The organism is Zestomonas ipomoeae, from assembly GCF_057128665.1.
The window spans coordinates 229,980-250,619 of sequence record NZ_JBSKHQ010000002.1; the positions used below are offsets into that span (position 1 = coordinate 229,980).

General features: G+C 65.9%; 20 protein-coding genes. 14 read left to right on the top strand and 6 right to left on the bottom strand.

Features of this window, described 5'->3' with window-relative positions; all coding sequences use genetic code 11:
* Nucleotides 1-5 precede the first annotated feature (5 nt).
* Both ACWKV7_RS04665 and ACWKV7_RS04670 read right to left on the bottom strand, forming a co-directional pair.
* Entirely contained in the window at nt 6-398 is a 393-nt protein-coding gene (locus tag ACWKV7_RS04665; RefSeq protein WP_483856480.1) for an RNA-binding S4 domain-containing protein, read from the bottom strand.
* A 43-nt stretch (nt 399-441) separates the two neighbouring features.
* Complete coding sequence (locus ACWKV7_RS04670) at nt 442-1,371, bottom strand: acyl-CoA desaturase (protein ID WP_483856481.1); 930 nt, start codon at nt 1,369-1,371, stop codon at nt 442-444.
* Nucleotides 1,372-1,545: 174 nt separating this feature from the next.
* Here ACWKV7_RS04670 and rimB point away from each other — a divergent pair, with 174 nt between their 5' ends.
* The 9 genes from rimB (at nt 1,546) to ACWKV7_RS04715 (ending at nt 11,071) form a co-directional block, all read left to right on the top strand.
* Complete coding sequence (gene rimB / locus ACWKV7_RS04675) at nt 1,546-2,016, top strand: retropepsin-like aspartic endopeptidase RimB (protein WP_483856482.1); 471 nt, start codon at nt 1,546-1,548, stop codon at nt 2,014-2,016.
* Nucleotides 2,013-2,918: a 30S ribosomal protein S6--L-glutamate ligase gene (rimK, locus tag ACWKV7_RS04680; protein WP_483856483.1), complete on the top strand. Its 906-nt coding sequence runs from the start codon at nt 2,013-2,015 to the stop codon at nt 2,916-2,918. The genes rimB and rimK overlap by 4 nt, the downstream gene beginning before the upstream one ends.
* Before the next feature lie 716 nt (nt 2,919-3,634).
* Nucleotides 3,635-4,591 carry a TAXI family TRAP transporter solute-binding subunit gene (locus ACWKV7_RS04685; protein ID WP_483856484.1) on the top strand — a complete coding sequence of 319 codons (957 nt, stop codon included), beginning with the start codon at nt 3,635-3,637 and terminating at the stop codon, nt 4,589-4,591.
* A 196-nt stretch (nt 4,592-4,787) separates the two neighbouring features.
* Complete coding sequence (locus tag ACWKV7_RS04690) at nt 4,788-6,815, top strand: TRAP transporter permease (RefSeq protein WP_483856485.1); 2,028 nt, start codon at nt 4,788-4,790, stop codon at nt 6,813-6,815.
* Entirely contained in the window at nt 6,812-7,264 is a 453-nt protein-coding gene (locus ACWKV7_RS04695; RefSeq protein ID WP_483856486.1) for a DUF1850 domain-containing protein, read from the top strand. Before ACWKV7_RS04690 ends, ACWKV7_RS04695 begins: the two co-directional genes overlap by 4 nt.
* A gap of 128 nt (nt 7,265-7,392) precedes the next feature.
* Nucleotides 7,393-7,950 (top strand): LemA family protein, encoded by a 558-nt coding sequence (locus ACWKV7_RS04700; protein WP_483856487.1) that lies wholly within the window; start codon nt 7,393-7,395, stop codon nt 7,948-7,950.
* 2 nt (nt 7,951-7,952) lie between these two features.
* A complete protein-coding gene (locus ACWKV7_RS04705) occupies nt 7,953-9,926 on the top strand; it encodes a DUF2207 domain-containing protein (RefSeq protein WP_483856488.1) in 1,974 nt (657 codons plus the stop codon).
* 69 nt (nt 9,927-9,995) lie between these two features.
* Nucleotides 9,996-10,490: a GNAT family N-acetyltransferase gene (locus ACWKV7_RS04710; protein WP_483856489.1), complete on the top strand. Its 495-nt coding sequence runs from the start codon at nt 9,996-9,998 to the stop codon at nt 10,488-10,490.
* Between the two features lie 56 nt (nt 10,491-10,546).
* Nucleotides 10,547-11,071, top strand: coding sequence for a DUF3617 domain-containing protein (locus ACWKV7_RS04715; protein ID WP_483856490.1), 525 nt, complete (start codon nt 10,547-10,549; stop codon nt 11,069-11,071).
* 40 nt (nt 11,072-11,111) lie between these two features.
* Here ACWKV7_RS04715 and ACWKV7_RS04720 read toward each other — a convergent pair whose 3' ends face one another.
* Nucleotides 11,112-11,840, bottom strand: coding sequence for a substrate-binding periplasmic protein (locus ACWKV7_RS04720; RefSeq protein WP_483856491.1), 729 nt, complete (start codon nt 11,838-11,840; stop codon nt 11,112-11,114).
* A 281-nt stretch (nt 11,841-12,121) separates the two neighbouring features.
* Between ACWKV7_RS04720 and ACWKV7_RS04725 the strand changes: the two genes are divergently transcribed.
* Nucleotides 12,122-14,230, top strand: a complete 2,109-nt coding sequence (locus ACWKV7_RS04725; protein WP_483856492.1) for a TonB-dependent siderophore receptor — start codon at nt 12,122-12,124, stop codon at nt 14,228-14,230.
* A gap of 66 nt (nt 14,231-14,296) precedes the next feature.
* The gene (locus tag ACWKV7_RS04730; protein ID WP_483856493.1) at nt 14,297-15,517 is read left to right on the top strand and encodes a PepSY-associated TM helix domain-containing protein; all 1,221 of its coding nucleotides are present in this window, start codon (nt 14,297-14,299) and stop codon (nt 15,515-15,517) included.
* On the opposite strand, the gene folE2 is transcribed toward ACWKV7_RS04730, so the two are convergent.
* Nucleotides 15,504-16,412, bottom strand: a complete 909-nt coding sequence (folE2, locus tag ACWKV7_RS04735; RefSeq protein WP_483856494.1) for a GTP cyclohydrolase FolE2 — start codon at nt 16,410-16,412, stop codon at nt 15,504-15,506. The two genes, ACWKV7_RS04730 and folE2, sit on opposite strands and share 14 nt — an antisense overlap.
* 68 nt (nt 16,413-16,480) lie before the next feature.
* Between folE2 and dksA the strand changes: the two genes are divergently transcribed.
* Entirely contained in the window at nt 16,481-16,897 is a 417-nt protein-coding gene (dksA, locus tag ACWKV7_RS04740; protein ID WP_483856495.1) for an RNA polymerase-binding protein DksA, read from the top strand.
* 11 nt (nt 16,898-16,908) lie between these two features.
* The gene (gene zigA, locus ACWKV7_RS04745) at nt 16,909-18,114 is read left to right on the top strand and encodes a zinc metallochaperone GTPase ZigA (protein WP_483856496.1); all 1,206 of its coding nucleotides are present in this window, start codon (nt 16,909-16,911) and stop codon (nt 18,112-18,114) included.
* Nucleotides 18,115-18,127: 13 nt separating this feature from the next.
* On the opposite strand, the gene ACWKV7_RS04750 is transcribed toward zigA, so the two are convergent.
* Nucleotides 18,128-18,478 carry an NADH:ubiquinone oxidoreductase gene (locus ACWKV7_RS04750; protein ID WP_483856497.1) on the bottom strand — a complete coding sequence of 117 codons (351 nt, stop codon included), beginning with the start codon at nt 18,476-18,478 and terminating at the stop codon, nt 18,128-18,130.
* Nucleotides 18,479-18,599: 121 nt separating this feature from the next.
* Here ACWKV7_RS04750 and ACWKV7_RS04755 point away from each other — a divergent pair, with 121 nt between their 5' ends.
* A complete protein-coding gene (locus ACWKV7_RS04755) occupies nt 18,600-19,565 on the top strand; it encodes a CobW family GTP-binding protein (RefSeq protein ID WP_483856498.1) in 966 nt (321 codons plus the stop codon).
* Between the two features lie 73 nt (nt 19,566-19,638).
* On the opposite strand, the gene ACWKV7_RS04760 is transcribed toward ACWKV7_RS04755, so the two are convergent.
* Nucleotides 19,639-20,490 (bottom strand): extracellular medium-chain-length polyhydroxyalkanoate depolymerase, encoded by an 852-nt coding sequence (locus ACWKV7_RS04760; RefSeq protein WP_483856499.1) that lies wholly within the window; start codon nt 20,488-20,490, stop codon nt 19,639-19,641.
* Nucleotides 20,491-20,640 lie beyond the last annotated feature (150 nt).

A 20,640-nucleotide genomic window follows, 5' to 3' on the forward strand; every position in this document is an offset into this window, starting at 1 on the left:
GCCCCTCAGTGTTCGCCGCGCAGGCTGTGGATCTGCCGGCGCTGCTTCTTGCTCGGCCGGCCCTCCGTCTGCACACCGAGGGCACCGGCCTTGCGCATCGCCGCCGCGTTCTCGCGGCGCTGCCGGCTTTCCTCGGTTTCCTCGTACAGCAGCTGCGCTTCCGGAGCGCCTCGGCGCACCGCCGACAGCGCGCGAATCACCACCGTGCGCTCGTCGAAGCCGGTGCGGATCAGCAATTCATCGCCCACCCTGGGCTCCTTGCTCGGCTTGCAGCGCTCGCCCCGGCAATGCACCTTGCCCCCCTCGATGGCCGCCTTGGCCAGTGCCCGCGTCTTGAAGAACCGCGCCGCCCAGAGCCACTTGTCCAGGCGCACCTTGTCGTCGTCTTGCTCGCTCACCCGTCGCTATACCTCATGCCCAGCGTTTGATGTGACCACGAAGCTAGCAGCGGCACCCGTCGCGCGTCGGCGCCAGGTGCTTGAGCTCCGCTCGAAAGGGCAGATCTTCGGGGCATTTCAGCTCCCAGGCCAGCCCCAATCGACGCAAGCCGAGCAACAGCCACCAACCCGGATCCCACTCTCCCGGCAGCAGACCCAACCTGGCTGAACCTGGAAAAGCGTGATGGTTGTTATGCCAGTTTTCGCCCATGGTCAGCAGCGCGGCGAAACGCACATTGTGGCCTTGCACGCAGGCCCCTTCGACGCGGTGGTGCTGCTCGCCATGACGATGGGCGAAATGCCCGACCAGCCAATGTCCGAACACCCCGGCCGTGACACGCGCGCAGACGCCCCAGAAGACGAACCCCCAGCCGCCCAGCAGGAACAGCAGCACGGCCCACGGCACTTGCTGGGCCATCCAGGTACGCTGCAGAAAGCGGTATACCGGGTCTCGCTCGATATGCGCCTCGACCGCGATCTCCGGCGGATGCTGCAAGCGCAGTTCACAGTGCAGTTGCCACCACGCATCCACCAGCGGGGAGCGACGGTGCCCGAAGAAATCATGACAGTCCGCCTGGCGCTGGGCGAAATCCCGCAGGTCATGGGTGCGCAGGAGTCCCAACGGCCCGGAGAGACCGACCAGAACCCCGCAGTAGACCAGCAGATACTCCAGCCACTTGGGGCACTGGTAGCTGTCATGGATCAGCTTGCGATGCATGCCCACGGAATGCCCGAGCAGCAAGACCATCGCCGTCGATACCACGAACACGGCGAAAGCCGCCCAGGAAAACGTCAGCGCTCCGCCGATCACCGCCCCGAGCGCCATGCCGGTGAACCACAGGGAGCGGATCGGCTCCCACACCACCTGCCCGTCGCAGGTATTCGCTCCCTTCTGTACCCGGTGGCTCCTGAGACTGTCAGGTATTGCGTCCATTGCAGCGTTCCTTACCCCTGGATATCGAATCGGTTATTGCTCGCCCTTGGCCGCGGACGCACGCGCTAGCTTAGCGATGCTTTGAGCGGATGTGTGATTGCCGGCGGCTTTCCCCGGATGCGGTTGTCACAAGGCGCGACTAGAATGCCCGGCATCTTGCCCGGGGAAAGGCCCTTGAAGACGTTCGACCAACTTTCGGTAATCGGCCTGCGCGAATGGATAGCCCTGCCCGAGCTGGGCCTGGTGGGCTTGCGGGCGAAGATCGATACCGGCGCCGGCACCTCGACCCTGCATGCCACCGACATTGTGCAGTTCGAGCGCAATGGCGAGCGCTGGGTACGCTTCACCGCCCACCTCGGCACGCTGGTGCAACTGCGCCAGCGCAATTGCGAGGCGCCGCTGGTGGCCGTGAAAACCATCAAGAGTTCCAACGGTCAGACACAGACCCGCTATGTGATCCGCACCCTGCTGGCCCTGGGCGACCGAGCCTGGCCGGTGGAATTCACCCTGACCTGTCGCAAGGCCATGCGCTACCGCGTGCTGCTTGGCTCGAAGGCGCTGATCCAAGGCCAGCTGGTGGTCAATCCCGCGCTCACCTATATCCAGGACAAACCCATGCTTCCCGACCTCTCCGGTGCCCAATGAAGATCGCCATCCTGTCGCGCAATCCGCGCCTGTACTCGACCCGCAGGCTGCTGGAAGCCGGCCAGCAGCGCGGCCACGAGATGGTGGTGATCGACACCCTGCGCGCCTACATGAACATCGCCAGCCACAAGCCGCAGATCCACTATCGCGGCAAGCCGCTGGAGGGCTTCGATGCGGTGATCCCGCGCATCGGCGCCTCGGTGACCTTCTATGGCTGCGCGGTGCTGCGGCAGTTCGAGATGATGGGGGTATTTCCGCTCAACGAGTCGGTGGCCATCAGCCGCTCGCGGGACAAGCTGCGTTCGCTGCAACTGCTCTCGCGCAAGGGCATCGGCCTGCCGGTGACCGGCTTCGCCCACTCGCCGGACGACATTCCCGACCTGATCCAGATGGTCAATGGCGCGCCCCTGGTGATCAAGGTGCTGGAAGGCACCCAGGGCATCGGCGTGGTGCTCTGCGAAACGCAGAAGGCCGCCGAGTCGGTGATCGAGGCGTTCATGGGGCTGAAGCAGGACATCATGGTGCAGGAGTACATCAAGGAAGCCGGCGGCGCGGACATCCGCTGCTTCGTGGTCGGTGACAAGGTGATCGCCTCGATGAAGCGCCAGGCCAAGGCCGGCGAGTTCCGCTCCAACCTGCATCGCGGCGGCAGCGCCAGCCTGATCAAGATCACCCCGGAGGAACGCATGACCGCCATTCGCGCCGCCAAGGTGATGGGCCTGAGCGTCGCCGGCGTCGATATCCTGCGCTCCAACCACGGCCCGCTGGTGATGGAGGTGAACTCCTCGCCCGGCCTGGAGGGCATCGAGACCACCACCGGCAAGGACATCGCTTCGATCATCATCCAGTTCATCGAAAAGAACGGCGGCCCGAACCTGACCCGGACCAAGGGCAAGGGCTAGAGGCGCTCGGCTCAGTCTCCCGGCGGGCCGACAGTTCCTTCAATGAAGAGCCGCCGTGCCTAGGAAGGCGGCAATCAGAGCAGCCAGCGCGCGGACCTGGGGGCTGCCTGGCGGGTTTCCACAGCCATTCCGCCGGACACGCCGTCCCATCCAATAAGAAACCGTCGTACCGACGAAGGTCGGTACCCAGGAGCAGGCAATGCGCGGGCCTGGGAGCTACCTGGCGGGTTACGCCACGCGCCCTCTTGCAGGACAGCAGCCAGCGTGAGGCGTGGCTAACCCGCCCTACGCCCGGGTTTCCGCAGCCATTTCTTCGGGCACCCGTCGTACCGGCGAAGGCCGGTAGCCGGGGGACGGCCCGCCAGCAACGCGCCTGCAAACCACGGCGAATTCCTGCCCACCTTCCCTCCGGCATCGGCGGATTTCCGCTCACTGCGCCAGCCACACAGAGGCAGAATCGCTCTAGCTCGGGCATTCCGTTAGCTGGCACGCTGCCTGCTATGGTTATTTCCACGAAAAGCCGCGCCCCGGCGCAACCTCACCATAAGAAAAAGCAAAGGCCAGCCCATGAACTGCCAACTCACCTGCTCTCGCCCCTTGCATCCGCCGCGCAGCACGCCATCGCTGCGCGGCTGATCGCCAATGCCCGAACCGCCGCTGCGCTCGGGCATCTACTCCAGTGCCGAACAATCCATAACAACCACGGAGACCCACCCATGCGCCTGACCAAGCGTCTATCCCTGTTCGCCGCCGCCGCGGCCTTCACCGCCAGCACTGCGGCCCTCGCCGCGCCGACTTTCATCAACATCCTCACCGGTGGCACCAGCGGGGTGTACTACCCGATCGGCGTCGGCCTGTCGCAGATCTACGGCAGCCACATCGACGGGGCGAAAACCTCGGTGCAGGCCACCAAGGCCTCGGTGGAGAACCTCAACCTGTTGCAGGCTGGCCGTGGCGAGCTGGCCCTGGCCCTGGGCGACTCGGTGGCCGATGCCTGGAACGGCGTGGAAGACGCCGGCTTCAAGGCGCCTTTGAAGAAGCTGCGGGCCATCGCCGCCACCTACCCGAACTACATCCAGATCGTCGCCAGCCAGGAGTCGGGCATCAAGACGCTGGCCGACCTCAAGGGCAAGCGCATCTCGGTGGGCGCGCCGAAGTCCGGCACCGAGCTGAATGCCCGCGCCATCTTCAAGGCCGCCGGCCTGTCCTACGCGGACATGGGCAAGGTCGAGTACCTGCCCTATGCCGAGTCGGTCGAGCTGATCAAGAACCGCCAGCTGGATGCCACCCTGCAATCCTCTGGCCTGGGCATGGCGGCGATCCGCGATCTGGCGGCGACCATGCCGATCACCTTCGTGGCGATTCCGGAAGAAGTGGTCAAGGCCATCGGCAACCCGGCCTACCAGGCGGCGACCATCCCGGCCAAGACCTATGACGGCCAGGACGCGGCGGTGCCCACCGTGGCGATCAAGAACATCCTGGTCAGCCATGAGGGCGTTTCCGACGAGCTGGCCTACCAGATGACCAAGCTGATGTTCGACAACCTGGAACGCCTGGCCACCGCCCACTCCGCGGCCAAGGACATCACGCTGGAAACCGCGACCGACAGCCTGCCGATTCCGCTGCACCCCGGTGCCGAGCGCTTCTACAAGGAAGCCGGCGTACTGAAGTGAGGTTTCGGTCGGCGCCGGACAAGGCGTCCGCCGCCACCACCCCTCTTTTCCTGAAGAGGGGCTTTTGTCGAACGGCCAGGGACGTCCACCTGTAGGGGCGAATTTATTCGCCTGACGGAGCCTGGTCGGCGAATGCATTCGCCCCTACAGACATGCATGCCGGCCCTGGGCTCATTTTTTCCAAGAGAGTGATGTCATGAGCGAACACCACCAAGGCCTGGCGGCCGCCACCGGCGATTGGCCGAAGGCGCTGTTCTGCGCGGCCCTGTTGTTCTCCTGTTTCCAAATCGCCACCGCAGCCTTTCCGCTGGTCTCTACTCAGGTGTTGCGCTCGGTGCACGTCGGCTTCCTGTTGCTGCTGGTGTTCCTCAGCTACCCGGCGCTGAGCAAGGGTCGGCCGTGGCAGCCGCTGGCCTGGCTGCTCGGCCTGGCCGGAATGGCCACCGCCGCCTACCAGTGGATTTTCGAGGCCGACCTGATCCAGCGCTCCGGCGACCTGACCAGTGGCGACATGGCCATCGGCCTCTTGCTCACGGCGCTGATCTTCGAAGCCGCGCGGCGGGTGATGGGCATCGCGCTGCCGCTGATCTGCGGGCTGTTCCTCGCCTATGGCCTGCTCGGCCAATACCTGCCCGGCGACCTCGCCCACCGCGGCTACGGCGTGGACCAGATCGTCAACCAGTTGGCCTTCGGCACCGAGGGCTTCTACGGCACACCGGTGTACGTCTCGGCCACCTATATCTTCTTGTTCATCCTGTTCGGCGCGTTTCTCGAACAGGCGGGCATGATCAGGCTGTTCACCGATTTCGCCATGGGCCTGTTCGGCCACAAGCTCGGCGGCCCGGCCAAGGTGTCGGTGGTGTCCTCGGCGCTGATGGGCACCATCACCGGCTCCGGGGTGGCCAACGTGGTCACCACCGGCCAGTTCACCATCCCGCTGATGAAGCGCTTCGGCTACAAGGCGGCGTTCGCCGGCGGCGTCGAGGCCACCTCCAGCATGGGCAGCCAACTGATGCCGCCGGTGATGGGCGCGGTGGCGTTCATCATGGCCGAGACCATCAATGTGCCCTTCGTCGAGGTAGCCAAGGCGGCACTGATTCCCGCGCTGCTGTACTTCGGCTCGGTGTTCTGGATGGTGCACCTGGAGGCCAAGCGCGCCGACCTCAAGGGCCTGCCCAAGGATCAATGTCCGAACCCATGGGCGGCGGTGAAGGAGCGCTGGTTCCTGTTGATTCCGCTGGGCGTGCTGGTGGCCCTGCTGTTTTCCGGACGCACGCCGCTGTTCTCGGGAATGGTCGGGCTGTCGCTCACCGCCATCGTCATCCTCGGTTCAGCGATCATCCTGCGGGTGTCCAACTTCGCTCTGCGCATGGCCTTCTGGATTGCGCTGGGTCTGCTCTGCGCCGGTTTCTTCCAGCTCGGCATCGGGGTGATCTTCGCCGTCATCGCTGCGCTGATCGCCGCCTGCTGGTTCCTCAAGGGCGGCCGCGAAACGCTGCTGGTATGCCTGCACGCCCTGGTGGAAGGCGCGCGGCATGCGGTGCCGGTGGGCATCGCCTGCGCGCTGGTGGGGGTGATCATCGGCGTGGTGTCGCTGACCGGCGTGGCCTCCACCTTCGCCGGCTACATCCTCGCCATCGGCCAGGACAACCTGTTCCTCTCCCTGGTGCTGACCATGCTCACCTGCCTGGTGCTAGGCATGGGCATCCCGACCATTCCCAACTACATCATCACCAGTTCGATTGCCGCGCCGGCGCTGCTGGAGCTGGGCGTGCCGCTGATCGTCTCGCACATGTTCGTCTTCTACTTCGGCATCCTCGCCGACCTCACTCCGCCGGTGGCGCTGGCCTGCTTCGCCGCCGCGCCGATCGCCAAGGAAAAGGGCCTGAAGATCAGCCTGTGGGCGGTGCGCATCGCCATCGCCGGCTTCGTCGTGCCATTCATCGCGGTGTATGCGCCGGCGCTGATGCTGCAGGGCGACAGCCTGTGGATGACCGCCTATGTGGTGATCAAGGCCGCCTTTGCCATCGGCCTGTGGGGGATCGCCTCGATCGGCTACCTGCGTTGCCCGCTGGCCTGGTGGGAGCGGCTGGTCGCCTTCGCCAGCGGGGTGTGCCTGATCGTGGCCCTGCCGATTACCGATGAACTCGGCTTCGGCCTTGGCATCTTGCTACTGGGCGCACACTTCTGGCGTGCCCACCGGGCCTCCGCGGCCGTCGCATGATCGGACTGTGCATGGGCCTGGCCGGCGCGATCTGGGCCGAGGTGCCGGTCCGGGACTTCAGCCTGGCCTGGAATCACACCATCGAGAAGGTGCGCTGGGAGGAGGATTACCGCGTCACGCCGCACGGGCTGTTGCTCGGCGAGGCGCGGGTCAAGGGTTCGGGCGCCGGCATGGAAATCCCTGCCGACGCCGAACTGCGTGACGGGGCCTGGCACTACCATCGCCAGTTGCCGCCGCTGCAACCGCTGCGCTTGGGGCGAACCCCCGAGGCAGGGGATTACCAACTCTGCCATGACCGGCGTTGTCGCCCCCTGGGCGACTGGCTCGGCCCGCCACAAGCGAGCCAGCCGGCGCTGGAACTCTGGAGCTGCGAGCAAAGCTCCACCCCGGCCCCCGCGGCCGAGGCCCAAGGGCAGCCACTGCGGCCCGCCCTGCTCCCGGCGCCATAAGCGTCGGCCAGCAAGAGGAAAGCCCCCATGCGGCTTGCCGGTGGGGGTTTTGTTCGTTTGCAGCCCGACACGGTTTTTTCCCGCACTTGCCGTTAGGCTTGCCGCCGTTCTGACATGGAAGCAATGCAATGGAGATGCTTTTACCCGCGGCGGCGCTGCTGGCCACGACGATCTGGCTGGTGCGCACCTACAACCGCCTGGTGTTCAACCGCCAACGAGTGGCCGAGGCCTGGAGCGGCATCGACGTGCAGCTCAAGCGCCGGGCCAGCCTGGTGCCGAATCTGCTGGCCTGCGTGCAGGGCTACGCGGCCCATGAGCGCGACACCCTGGAGGCACTGAGCGCCGAACGCTCGCGCGTCCTCACCCGCGAGCAGGTCGCCGCCGACGGCCGCGCCCTTGCCGAGGGGCGGCTTTCCAATGCCCTGCTGCGTGTCTGCGCCCTGGCCGAGCACTACCCCGCCCTCAAGGCCGACAACACCTTCCTCGGCTTGCAGCGCAGCCTTGGCGAACTCGAAGAGCAGATCCAGATGGCCCGCCGCTATTACAACGGCGCCGTGCGCGAGCTGAACCTGCTGGTCGAGTCCATCCCCAGCAATCTGGTCGCCCGACTGTTCGGCTTTGCCGGTGCGCCCTATTTCGCCCTGAGCGATGCCAGCGAACGGCACGCCCCGACCGTGGAGCTGTAACCATGTCCCGATGGAGAAAGACCTGCGCGCTGCTGCTCGCTCTGATGCCCGTGCTCGCCCTCGCCGCCCCCGAGGTCGAGCGACAGCGGGAACGCATCGAGGATTTCGCCGTGGAGCTGACCGTCGAGCAGGACGGCAGCCTGCTGGTTACCGAGCGCATTACCGTATGGGCGACCGGCGACTCGATCAGCCGCGGCATCTATCGCGAATTCCCGGTGCGCTCGATATCCCGGAGCCAGCGTGAGAAACGCATGGGTTTCGAGGTGCTCGGGGTCAGCCGGGACGGTACTCCGGAAGCCTACTTCGTCGACAAGGAGCGAACCCGACATCGCGTCTATATTGGCCGCCGGGACCGTTTCCTGGAGCCTGGCCGCCATCTGTTCGAACTGCGCTACCGCAGCGACCGGCAACTGCTTCAGCGCCCCGGCGAAGACGAACTGTACTGGAACGTCACCGGCAACGACTGGCTGTTCCCCATCGAGCACGCGAGCATCGCCATCCACCTGCCGGAAGGCGCGCAGCCCCTGGCAGTCCAGGGTTACACCGGCCGGCGCGGCCAACAGGGCAAGGACTACCAGCGGATCACGGTGACGGGCGCTACCCTCGCCCTGGAAACCACCCAACCGTTGGCGGCCAGAGAAGGCTTCACCATTGCCGTGTCATGGCCGCAGGGGCTGATCAAGGGGCCATCCCTACTGCAGCAACTGGTCTGGCTGGTGACTGAAAACGGCAGCGCGGTGGCCGGCCTGCTCGTCCTGCTCGGCCTCTTCGCCTACTACTATCTGGCCTGGCGGGACGTGGGCCGGGATCCAGAAAAGGGGCTGATCATTCCGTTGTTCCAGGCCCCCGAAGGGATTTCCCCCGCGGCGATGGGCTATATCTGGCATCGCGGCTTCCGTGCCGGATACGACAGGGTGCGTGCCCTGACCGTGGCGCTGACCAGCATGGCCATCCAGCGCTCGATAAGCCTAGAGGATGCCAGGGACAGTGGCTTCACCATCAGGACCGGCACCACTGGACAGCCGCTGTACGCTGGCGAGCGGGCAGCGCTACAGACGCTGTTCGACGATCCGGGCACGCCGCTGCACATCAGTCGCGACTTCCAGCCACGCCTCAAGTCGGCCGTCGAAATGATCGGCGAAAGCCTCGAGAAGGAACACCGTGACGCGTGCTTCCGGCTCAATCGAGGAGTCTGGTGGACGGGGCTGCTCTGGGGGGTGGCTGGGCTGGCCATCGTCCTGCTCGGCTGCGCGGAAAGCGCCGAGCAACGGGAAGGCATCCTTGCGGCACTGGTGTTCATGGTTGTCTTCGGCACCCCGGCGCTGATCAGTATGTTTTCGTCCCTGCGCACCATGGTGAGCGGCTCCGACGATAGCAGTGCCGTGATGGAATTCATGGGCTCCGGCATGCTTCTCGCTCCAGCGCTGATCGTCATGTACGTCGTCGGCCAGATGGTCCCGCCGGCCAACCTGGTCGTGGCGCTGGCAATGATTGCGCTCTGTGCATTGTTCCGCTTCTGGCTGGAGGCGCCGACCGGCCGGGGCCGGCAGTTGCTGGACCAGATCGAGGGCTACCGCAACTACCTGGCCCTGGCGGAAAGCGAAACATTGGCGCTGGCCGGCAACGCGCCGGCGATGAGTATTGCGCTCTACGAGCAGCATCTGCCGTATGCCATGGCGCTTGGCGTCGAGCGGCAGTGGAGCGAACGCTTCGGCCAGGCCTTGCAACGCGGCCTGATCGATCCGCAGCAAGACTGCGACTATCAGCCGGATTGGTACCACGCAAGCCAGGACTACAGCAGCCCCTCGGCGCTTTCCGAACGGCTGTCCCGTGGCCTGGCCAGCGTCGCGGCGAGCGCCTCGGTGGAACCCTCGCGCGCCTCCTCCAGCGACTCATTCGGCGATTCATCCGGAGGCGCATCCGGCGGAGGCTCTTCCGGCGGTGGGGGCGGCGGTGGCGGTGGCGGCGGCTGGTAGCGGGCTTGTCGCTGCCGGCTCCGCTGCAGTAGCCTCGCGACTTCGCAGTTGCCGGCCGGAAGCCTTGCCATGCCCAGCTACACCACCTACTACCTGGAAATGACCGACCCCGGCGCGCTCAAAGCCAAGCCCGTGCCGGGCGACCTCATGATCGTCGAGTGCCGGATCCAGCAGTTCCGCTTCAATCGCTTCCTCTACCAACTGATCGGCGAACCCTGGGCCTGGACCGACAAGCTGAGCTGGTCCGACGCGCAATGGCGCGAGCTGGTGGAAAGCCCCGACCATCGCACCTGGGTGGCCTACCACCAGGGCGCGATCGCCGGCTACTACGAACTGTCCAGGCAAGGGCACGATGTGGAAATCCTCTACTTCGGCCTCGCCCCGGAGTTCTTCGGCCAGGGTTTCGGCGGCGCACTGCTCAGCCATGCCATCGCCTCCGCCTGGAACTGGCCAGGCTGCGAGCGGGTCTGGGTACATACCTGCACCCTCGACCATGCCAGCGCCCTGGCCAACTACCAGGCCCGCGGGATGCGCCTCTACCATGAGGAAACCTGCGAAGCATAGGGCGAAATCCAGCTACGCTTGCTCACTCGACGCCCTCACCGGCAGGAGCCCTCGCCATGAACAAACCTACCCTGCTCGCCCTCTCCCTCTGCCTGCTCGGCGGCCTCGCCCAGGCCGCGCAATTGCGCCCCGGCCTGTGGGAAATCAGCTCGGACCGCATGCAGATAGACGGCCAGGAGATGCCCGGCATGCAGCAGATGATGGCGCAGCTGAAAAACCTGCCGCCGGAACAACGGAAGGTGATGGAGGAGATGATGGCCAAGCAGGGCGTGGCCCTCGGCGATCAGGGCGTGCGCGTGTGCCTCAGCGAGGCCCAGGTGCAGGCCCGGACGCTGCCGATGGCCAACGCGCAATCCGGTTGCACCCAGGAGCTGACCGAGCAGAGCGAAGACCTCTGGAAGATCCGCTTCCACTGCCCCCAGGGCAAGGGAGAGGGCGAAACCCGGCTGATCAGCGACAAGGAATTCGTCAGTACCATGACCACCAGTTCCACCATGCAGGGCCAACCGCAGAGTGGCCGCATGGAGTCCCACGGACGCTGGCTGGGCCCCGATTGTGGCGCGCTGAAACCGGCCCAGTAGCCACCCGCCCGGCGCATCACCGGGCATCGCCGGCAGGCGCTCAGTCCATCGCGATGCCCCATTTCCTGCGCAGCGAGCGCACCCACTCGGCCCGCTCCAGCAGGAACGCATCGAACGCCTGGATCACGTCCGGGTGCCGGATGCTCGACAGATGGTAGTGATCGCGCACGTAGGGTAGCTGAGGGTCGAACACCAGCAGGCCCTCGCCCAGCCCCAGCGACTCCAGGCGGTGCTGAGCGACCTGCACGTTCAGGTAGATACCGTCGACCCGGTCGGCATCAAGCATTCGCAGCAGCGCATCGATGTCGGTGGCCTGGTTGAGCCGGATGTGCCCGCTGCGCACCTCCTCCAGGTAGGCCGAGGGCGTGAACCCGAGCAGGGTGCCAAGCACTTCGAGCCGCTCCGGCCCCTTCCCCTTGAAGCGCTCGGCCACCAGCACGCCATCGGTGAAGGGCGCGACGGCAGCGCTGTAGTGGAGCGTCGAGCCCTGCTTCTGGGCGACGCTCCACTGCGGGTTGTCGGGGAACTTGAAGTCCAGCTTGCCGGCGAGAAAGTCGCCGAGCAGACGCTTGACCGGCAACGCCACGTAAACGAAGCGGTAGCCCTTGGCCTCGGCGAAGGCCGCCAGCAGCTCCGCCGCGTAGCCCCGGAAGTGCCCCTCGCGCAGGCTGTAAAACGGCAGGTACGCCTGCCTCTCGATGCCCACGCGATACTCCCGCGGCTGCGCAGCGGCGGCGCCCGCCAGGCAACAGCACAGCAAGATGACCATGGCCCGCATACACGGCCCTCACTCCTGGCCCGGCGCGTCCACCGCATACCGGCTTCCAACCAGCATAGACGGTGGCAGGACAGTATTTGCAAGAGAGAGAATGAGAAACATGCGCAATAACATTGACACCCAGGCAATCTCTTGAAATCATTGATTGATAATTAGTTGCATTCGCATCAGTGGCGCATCCCTTTGCGGTCACGCCGCCGTCGCTTGCTGCTGCACCTGCCACACGGACGACTCCGCAGGATCTTTCATTCGTTGTAGGGGGAGTTGTTTCAATGGTATTGCGCAGAACCGGCCTGGCCATGGCGGCGGCCACCCTTTCCATCAGCACGCTCGCCCACGGCGACGCGGTGCAGCTGGATGCCCAGACGGTGGTCGGCGACGTCGACGGGACGCGGCAGGATTCCTACCAGGCCACGCCGAGCAGCGCCGCCACCAAGCTGGAGCTGACCCCGCGGGAAACCCCGCAGTCGGTGTCGACCCTCACCGGCGCGCAACTGGAGGACTTCAAGCTGACCAGCGTCAACGACGCGCTCAAGTTCAGCCCCGGCATCGGTGTCGAAGAGATCGAAACCGACCGCACCTACTTCACCGCCCGCGGCTTCGACATCACCAATTTCCAGTACGACGGCGTCGGCATTCCGTTCGCTTCCGGCAACCAGGACGGCGCCATCGATACCGCGCTGTTCGAACGCATCGACGTGGTGCGCGGCGCCAATGGCCTGATGAGCGGCAGCGGCAACCCTTCCGCCACCATCAACTTCGTCCGCAAACGCCCCACCCTGGCCCCGCAGGCACGCATCGACCTCTCCGCCGGATCCTGGGACAAGCGCCGTGTCGATGCTGACGTCTCCGCCGCGCTGGTAGACAGCGGCCACCTCCGCGGCCGCGCGGTCTATGCCCATGAGAAAAAGCACTCCTACCTGGACCGCTACGGACGCGAAAAGAACCTGTTCTACGGAGTGATCGAGGCCGACCTGGACGACGCCACCGTGTTCGCCCTTGGTCACAGCCTCGACCAGACCCGCTCCGACAGCCCGCTCTGGGGCGCCCTGCCGCTCTACGACAGCAGGGGCCGTTCCACGCACCTGTCGCGGTCCACCAGCACCGCGTCCGACTGGTCCTGGTGGGACAACCAGGAGGCACGCACCTTCATCGAACTGACCCATCGCTTCGCCAATGGCTGGCAGGCCAAGGCCAGCGTGACCCATGTGCGCAAGGACAGCGATTCGGAATTGTTCTATGTCTATGGCACGCCCGATGCGGTCACCGGGCTGGGCCTGGCGGCCTATCCGTCGCAATACGAAGGCGAGACCCGTCAATGGATCGGCGACGTTTCCCTGAGCGGCCCGTTCCGCCTGGCGGGACGCGAGCATGAGCTGGTGCTGGGCGCCAACGGGTACACCTCCAAGGTGGACGAAGTGTCCCACTACGGGCGTGGCATCGGCACCGCGCTGCCGCCCATCGGCAGCTGGAACGGCGACTATCCGAAGCCGCCCTTCGACGCCAGGGTCGACGGCGGTTATTTCAAGGATCGCCAGAAGAGCCTCTACGCCGCCTCGCGCTTCACCTTCAGCGACGACCTGTCGCTGATCGCCGGTGCACGCGCCATCGAGCTGGAAACCGAGGGGTTTTCCTACGGCCAGGCGCGCAAACGCAGCGACAAGAGCGTGCTGCCCTACGCCGGCCTGGTGTACGACCTGACCGACGAATACTCGGTCTATGCCAGCTACACCGAAATCTTCGATCCGCAGAAGGAAACCGGCAGGGATGGCGACCGCCTCGAGCCGATCGAGGGCGAAAACTACGAACTGGGCATCAAAGGCGAGTTGCTGGACGGCCAGCTCAACGTGTCCGCCGCGATGTTCCAGACCAAGCAGTCGAATGTCGCCGAATCCGCCGGATTCGACCCGGCACTGGGCAAGGACACCTACCGCGGCATCGACTACCTCAGCGAAGGCTACGAACTGGAGATCTCCGGCGAGCTGCTGCCGGGCTGGCAGGCGATGGCCGGCTATACCTTCGTCGACATTCAGAACGCCGACCACAGCCACGGTCGCCCCTACGCGCCCAAGCACATGCTGCGGGGCTCCACCAGCTACCGCCTGGCGACCCTACCGCAACTCAAGGTCGGGGCCACCCTGAGCTGGCAGGACGACATCTACCGCAACGTCACCCTGCCCAACGGCAGCGCCGCCCGCATCGAGCAGGACAGCTACGCCCTGGTCGGCCTGATGGCCAGCTACGAGATCGACCCGAACTGGAGCGTCTCCGCCAACCTGAACAACCTGACCGACGAGAAATACCTCTCCAGCCTGTACTGGGAACAAGGCTTCTATGGCGCCCCTCGCAACGCCAGCATGACCCTCAGCTGGCAGTACTGACGCCGCACGACTCACCGCCCACGGTGGGCCTTCCTGCCGTGGGCTTCTGCTCGGACCGACACACCCATGCGCCCCTTGCTCGTACTGCTGCACCGCTGGTTCGGCCTGTTCATCGCCCTGTTCCTGTTCGTCTCGGGGCTCACCGGCGCGGTGATTTCCTGGGATCACCAGCTGGACGAATGGCTCAATCCGCACCTGTTCGATTCCCGCACACCGGGCCAGCCCCAGGCGCCGCTGGCCCTCGCCGCCCAGCTGGAAGCCCGCGACCCGCGCCTGCAGGTGAGCTACCTGCCGCTGCACGTCGAGCCCGGCCACGCGCTAACCCTGTGGGTGCAGCCGAAGGTCGACCCGGCCACCGGCAAGACGTATCCGCTGGACTTCAACCAGATTGCGCTCGACCCGGTGACCGGCGCCGAGCAGGGCCGGCGGCTGTGGGGCGAGGTCTCCGTGACCCGGGAGAACCTCATGCCGTTCCTCTACAAGCTGCACTACAGCCTGCACATCCCGAATGGCTTTGGCATCGAGTTGGGCATGCTGCTGCTCGGCATCGTCGCCATCGTCTGGTGCATCGATTGCCTGGTCGCGCTCTGGCTGTCCTTCCCCAGCCACCGGGCCTGGCGCAAATCCTTCGCCTTCCGCTGGAAGCAGGGCGGCTACAAACTCAACTTCGACCTGCACCGCTCCGGCGGCGTGTGGATCTGGGGCCTGTTGTTGACAATCGCGGTGACCTCGGTGTCGATGAACCTCAATGTCCAGGTCATGCGCCCCCTGGTGGAACTGTTCTCGCCGCTCTCCCCCAGCCCTTTCGCCAGCCGCGTCCCGGTCAGCCTGGACGCGCAACGGGAACCGGCGATCAGCCGCGAGCAGGTCCTGGCGGTCGCCGAGGCGGAAGGGCAACGCCTCGGCCTCGCCGACCCAGCCGGCGGGCTGTTCTACTCACCGGAATTCGGCGTCTACGGCGTCGGCTTCTTCGCTCCCGGCAACGACCACGGCGACGGTGGCCTGGGCAACCCACGCCTGTACTTCGACGCCCAAAGCGGCGCGCCGGCCGGCGCTGAAGTGCCGGGAACCGGCAGCGCCGGGGACATTTTCATGCAGGCGCAATTCCCCCTGCACTCGGGGCGCATCCTAGGCATTCCCGGGCGCATTCTCGTTTCCGTGCTGGGCCTGGCGGTGGCCATGTTGTCGCTGACCGGGATCATCATCTGGCTGAAGAAGCGCACCTCGCGCCGCGTCAGGCGCAAGCGCGAGGCCGGCCGCCAGGGCCTGCTGGTCAACCAGGGCTGACCTCCGCCTCCCAGCGGTAGCGGCTCTCGGCTACCGCATCGTGGGCATGCAGGCTCTCGCCGTGCACCACGCGCACGCGGAAGCCCTGCACCTCCGCCTGCTGTCGCAGCACGCCGTGCAGGCGGCGGGCGGCGTCCTCGCAGAACATCAGGTTCTGTCCGTTGGCCAGGGCGAAGGCCTGCTCGTCGGCGCGCTTCACCGCCGTCTGCACTGCCGTGCCGAGAGCGGTCTCGGCCGCGTCCAGCAGGCCCTCCAGTGGTAGTTCGGCAAGCTGCGGATCGAGCCGCAGCCACAGCTCCGCCAGGCTGCGCTGGCTGTGGGGCGTGGCGACGATGCCCTGGGTCGAACCAAGCCAGGCGCGCAGTTCACCATGCTCCAGCGGGCGACCGCCGAAGTCCTGCTCGAAGCGCTGCTGAATCAGCTGCCGCGCCAGCGCCGCCGAACAGGGACAGGTCGAGGAATAGGCCAGGGTCAGCCGCAGCTCCAGGCGCAGCACGCCGTCCCGCAGGGCGGCGCGCAGGCCGAACGGGTAGGCCTTCCAGCCGGATAGCGGACTGACCAGTGCCGGTCGGCTGAGCAGCAGTTCGCCATGCAGGTCCAGATAAGCCCTGGCGGACAGCATCCGATGGCTGTCGAGAAAATCCTCCAGCACTCGGCGCAGCAGCGTCGGGCCGAGCGGCGCCCGCTCCAGTGCCTGCAACGCCAGGTACAGCCGCGACATGTGAATGCCGCGCGCATTGCCATCGTCCAGGCTCACGCCCGCGTCGGCACGCGCCGCCAGCCGCTGGCCGGCGAGCAGCAGCGGCACGGCGATCCCGGCCATACCCACCCATTCCAACGGCGGTGCGGCCTGGTCGGTTTGCGCAGCAATGTCCGGCAGGGTAAGGGCATTCATCGGAAATCCTTGGCAGCTCACAGAAAGTGTTATGTTATAACAAGTATTATTTTCCTGGCACTAGCACCATGACCTCTCTTCTCAGCGAAACCGATCTGCTTTCCCAACCTGCTGACGCCTATATGAACGAAGCGCAGCAGGTCTTTTTTCGCGCGCTGCTGCTGCGCCAACGACGCGAACTGCAGGAGCGCATCGCCGGCGAATTCGAAGACCTTCGCGAAGTCGCGCCGAGCGGAGACCCAGCAGACATCGGCAGCGCCGAGGAACAGCGGCAAGGGCAACTGCGCCTGCTCGAACGGGAGAAAAAGCTGCTGGACAAGATCGACGATGCCCTCGAGCGCCTGGCCCGTGGCGAGTACGGCTGGTGCGCCGAGACCGGCGAACCCATCGGCCTCAAACGCCTGCTGCTACGCCCCACCGCGACCCTGTGCATAGAGGCCAAGGAGCGCCAGGAACGGCGCGAAAGACACCAGAGAAATGCCTGAGAGGAAACCCCATGGATAACCGTCTACCCGTCACCGTGCTGTCCGGATTTCTCGGCGCCGGCAAAAGCACCCTGCTCAACCACGTGCTGAAGAACCGCGAAGGCCGCAAGGTGGCGGTCATCGTCAACGACATGAGCGAGATCAACATCGACGCCAGCGAAGTGCAACGCGACGTCAGCCTCAACCGCGCCGAAGAAAAGCTGGTGGAGATGAGCAACGGCTGCATCTGCTGCACCTTGCGCGAGGACTTGCTGGAGGAAGTCAGTCGCCTGGCCCGCGACGGCCGCTTCGATTATCTGCTGATCGAATCCACCGGCATTTCCGAACCCCTGCCGGTAGCCGAGACCTTCACCTTCCGCGACGAGCAGGGCCGGAGCCTGGCCGACCTGGCGCGCCTGGATACCCTGGTCACAGTGGTGGACGGGGTCAACTTCCTGCGCGACTTCCACGAGGCGGAGAGCCTGGCCAGTCGCGGCGAAACCCTGGGCGAAGAGGACCAGCGCTCAATCACCGAGCTGCTGATCGAGCAGGTGGAGTTCGCCGACGTGATCCTGATCAGCAAGACCGACCTGATTTCCAGCGCCGAATGCGACGAGCTGGGCGCCATCCTGCGCCGCCTCAATACGCATGCGCAGATCTTGCCGATGAGCATGGGCGCCGTGCCGCTGGAGCAGATCCTCGACACCGGCCGCTTCGACTTCCAGCGCGCCGCCCAGGCACCCGGCTGGCTCAAGGAAATGCGCGGCGAGCACCTGCCGGAAACCGAGCAATACGGCATCGCTTCGACCGCCTACCGGGCGCGCCGGCCGTTCCATCCCGAACGCTTCTTCGCCTTTCTCGACCGGGAATGGCGCAATGGACGCCTGCTGCGCTCGAAGGGCTATTTCTGGTTGGCGACCAGGCCGCAGGAAGCGGGCAGCTGGTCACAGGCCGGCGGGCTGATGCGCTACGGCTACGCCGGCCGCTGGTGGCGCTTCGTGCCACGCGAGCACTGGCCGCAGGACGAAGAAGGCCTGGCCACGATCATGGGTCACTGGCATGCAGAGGTGGGCGATTGCCGGCAGGAGCTGGTGTTCATCGGCCAGGGTATCGACTTCGCGCTGTTGCGCCGGGAGCTGGACGCCTGCCTGCTCAGCGCCAGCGAGATGGCCGCGGGGCCCGATGCCTGGCGGCGCCTGCCCGACCCGTTCGGCGCCTGGGGAGAAGCGGCGGCCTGACGGCGCCGCGACCTCAGTATTCCATCCACACGCCGCGGCTCTGCCCTTCGCAGTAGGGCTTGAGGTAGCGCGCGTCGGTCTTGACGCCGTAATAGTGGATGTCCTGCTTGTACAGGCCGCTGACCTGCGCGTCGCGGCAGACGCCATAGGCACCGGCCGGGCAGCTCTCGACGAACTCCACCTGGACTTCCTGCCCGGTCAGTTGCGGCTGGCAGAAGCCCTCGCGGAACAGGTTCCTGGGAATGCTGCGATTCTGTTGGCAGAGCTGCACGGACAGTCGGTCGCCCTTGGCGTGCACCACGCAGGCCTCGCCCCAGGCTGTGGTGGACAAACCGAGCAGCACCAGCAAACCGAGAAAACGCATACAGGGCCCTCCTGGAAATGATGGCGGCGACTCTAGCACGGGGGCTTGGCCCACTCCGAGAGGCAGATGACAAAGTGCGCGGCGGCTTTCGTCCGACCGCACGAAGCATCACCATAGAAGCATGCTGACCAATATCCCTACCCACGTGATCGCCGGGCCCCTGGGTGCCGGCAAGACCAGCCTGATCCGCCAGTTGCTGGCGCAGCGGCCTGTCCATGAGCGCTGGGCGGTGCTGATCAACGAATTCGGCCAGATCGGCCTGGACGCCGCGCTGCTGGCCAGCGACGACACCGGCATCGCCCTCGGCGAAGTCGCCGGCGGCTGCTTGTGCTGCGTCAACGGCGCGCCCTTCCAGGTCGGTCTCGGTCGCCTGCTGCGCAAGGCCAGGCCGCACCGCCTGCTGATCGAACCCTCCGGGCTCGGCCACCCGGCCGAACTGTTGCGCCAGCTACGTGAGCCGCCCTGGCGCGGCGTGCTCGCCGTGCAGCCCAGCGTGCTGGTGCTGGATGCCCAGGCCCTGAGCACCGGACAGCCGCTGCCGGACAGCCAGCAGGCGGCGCTCGCCGAGGCCGGGTTGCTGGTGCTGAACAAGTCGGAAAATCTGGATGAGCGCGCGCGCGCCACACTGGCCGGGCAACTGCCAGGACGCCCGCTGCTCTGGACCTGCCAGGGCGCGATGCCGCTGAGCGAGTTGCCGGGCTGCTCGGCGGCCGGTCAAGCAGGCAGACCGGTCGATCTGCCTACGACGCCGCCGCCACTCACTACCGTCTGGCTCGATCCCCGGCAGCCGATTCGGCACAGCCAGACCCAGGCCGAGGGCTGGAGCATCGGCTGGCGCTGGCACCCGAGCCAGCGCTTCGAGTTGATGCGCGTGCAACGCTGGCTGGCCGAGTGGCCCTGGCGCCGCGCCAAGCTGGTGCTGCATAGCAACGCCGGCTGGCTGTCCGGCAACGCCCTCGATGGACAGCCGCCGCACTGGCAAGCCAGCGAATGGCGAAAGGACTCCCGGCTGGAACTGATCTTCGCCACCGAGCAGGACCAGAGTCACCTGCACGCCGGGCTGGAGCAGTGCCTGCTGGTGGACTGAGGAACCCGCGGCGCGGCAGCTGCCTGCCGCGAACACAGCACCGCGGCGGGTTCGTTGAGTCACCGGGCCGGCATCACGGGTGCGCGTCGAACCAGGCGAGGATGTTCGGCGGCGACGCGGCGAACCACTCATGGCCGGCCCAGGTATCGGTGTAGCGTTTGGTTTCGATGCCCTGCTGCAGCAACCGGTCGTAGTACATGTCCATGCTCCACCAGGGCACGGTCAGGTCGACGAAACCATGCAGGAACAGGGTTGGCGGATGGTCCGCCGGCAGGCTCGACGGCACCGAGCAGATCGGCCCGCTGCAGGTGGCATAGGAACCCGACTGCACCGCCAGCGCCTTGAACTTGCCGGGGAACGACACCGCCATGCGGCTGGTGTTGTAGCCACCGCTGGAAATGCCGGTGGCGTACTGGCGCTGGCTGTTCAACGGCCCGAAGTAGCCGGCGCTGATCGCCGTCAGCACGTTGCCGAGGAAGTCGTAGTCGGTGCTCAGCTCGTAGTGGCTGGAAAGGCCGGGAATATTGGTCTGCCAGAACAGGTCCGCCGGCGCACTGGGCGCGATCACCGCATAGCCGTGATCCAGCAGCGTCTGCACCACCTTGCCCTGGTAGAAACCGCCAAACGGCATGTTGCTGTAGTAGGTGAAATCGTTCAGCGGAAAGAACGAGCCCTGGTAGATCAGCACCACCGGCCAGCCGCCGGCCGGCGGCGTGCCCACCGGCGTCTCGTAGATTACCTTGCGCGAGCCGACCAGGCCGGAAGGCAGCCAGAGCGATCGGTAGCTGCAACTGACCTTCGCCGGTATCAGGAAGCCCTTGGGTCGTTCGCTGCAACGGGACTCGGCCAGGACCGAGGTGCTGAGCAGGGAGGCAAGCAAGGCACAGAGGCCGAGGGTGAAGCGGGCATTTCGAAAGAGAAACATGGGTACTTCTCCGTTGTTCTTGTTTTGCGGCCCTCAAAATAGAAACAGGAATTCCGATTCCGTCAAGCGAGCAAAGCCGCGGTCTGCGCGGCCCTCAGCCAATCGCACCCAGGCTAGAGGCCCGCAGTCACGGAAAAATATTTTTCCCGC

Coding starts and splice junctions, on each gene's coding strand:
- ACWKV7_RS04670 (WP_483856481.1), bottom strand. CDS start 1,371: ATGGACGCAATACCTGACAGTCTCAGGAGCCACCGGGTACAGAAGGGA.
- rimK (WP_483856483.1), top strand. CDS start 2,013: ATGAAGATCGCCATCCTGTCGCGCAATCCGCGCCTGTACTCGACCCGC.
- ACWKV7_RS04685 (WP_483856484.1), top strand. CDS start 3,635: ATGCGCCTGACCAAGCGTCTATCCCTGTTCGCCGCCGCCGCGGCCTTC.
- ACWKV7_RS04690 (WP_483856485.1), top strand. CDS start 4,788: ATGAGCGAACACCACCAAGGCCTGGCGGCCGCCACCGGCGATTGGCCG.
- ACWKV7_RS04695 (WP_483856486.1), top strand. CDS start 6,812: ATGATCGGACTGTGCATGGGCCTGGCCGGCGCGATCTGGGCCGAGGTG.
- ACWKV7_RS04700 (WP_483856487.1), top strand. CDS start 7,393: ATGGAGATGCTTTTACCCGCGGCGGCGCTGCTGGCCACGACGATCTGG.
- ACWKV7_RS04705 (WP_483856488.1), top strand. CDS start 7,953: ATGTCCCGATGGAGAAAGACCTGCGCGCTGCTGCTCGCTCTGATGCCC.
- ACWKV7_RS04710 (WP_483856489.1), top strand. CDS start 9,996: ATGCCCAGCTACACCACCTACTACCTGGAAATGACCGACCCCGGCGCG.
- ACWKV7_RS04715 (WP_483856490.1), top strand. CDS start 10,547: ATGAACAAACCTACCCTGCTCGCCCTCTCCCTCTGCCTGCTCGGCGGC.
- ACWKV7_RS04720 (WP_483856491.1), bottom strand. CDS start 11,840: ATGGTCATCTTGCTGTGCTGTTGCCTGGCGGGCGCCGCCGCTGCGCAG.
- ACWKV7_RS04725 (WP_483856492.1), top strand. CDS start 12,122: ATGGTATTGCGCAGAACCGGCCTGGCCATGGCGGCGGCCACCCTTTCC.
- ACWKV7_RS04730 (WP_483856493.1), top strand. CDS start 14,297: ATGCGCCCCTTGCTCGTACTGCTGCACCGCTGGTTCGGCCTGTTCATC.
- folE2 (WP_483856494.1), bottom strand. CDS start 16,412: ATGAATGCCCTTACCCTGCCGGACATTGCTGCGCAAACCGACCAGGCC.
- dksA (WP_483856495.1), top strand. CDS start 16,481: ATGACCTCTCTTCTCAGCGAAACCGATCTGCTTTCCCAACCTGCTGAC.
- zigA (WP_483856496.1), top strand. CDS start 16,909: ATGGATAACCGTCTACCCGTCACCGTGCTGTCCGGATTTCTCGGCGCC.
- ACWKV7_RS04750 (WP_483856497.1), bottom strand. CDS start 18,478: ATGCGTTTTCTCGGTTTGCTGGTGCTGCTCGGTTTGTCCACCACAGCC.
- ACWKV7_RS04755 (WP_483856498.1), top strand. CDS start 18,600: ATGCTGACCAATATCCCTACCCACGTGATCGCCGGGCCCCTGGGTGCC.
- ACWKV7_RS04760 (WP_483856499.1), bottom strand. CDS start 20,490: ATGTTTCTCTTTCGAAATGCCCGCTTCACCCTCGGCCTCTGTGCCTTG.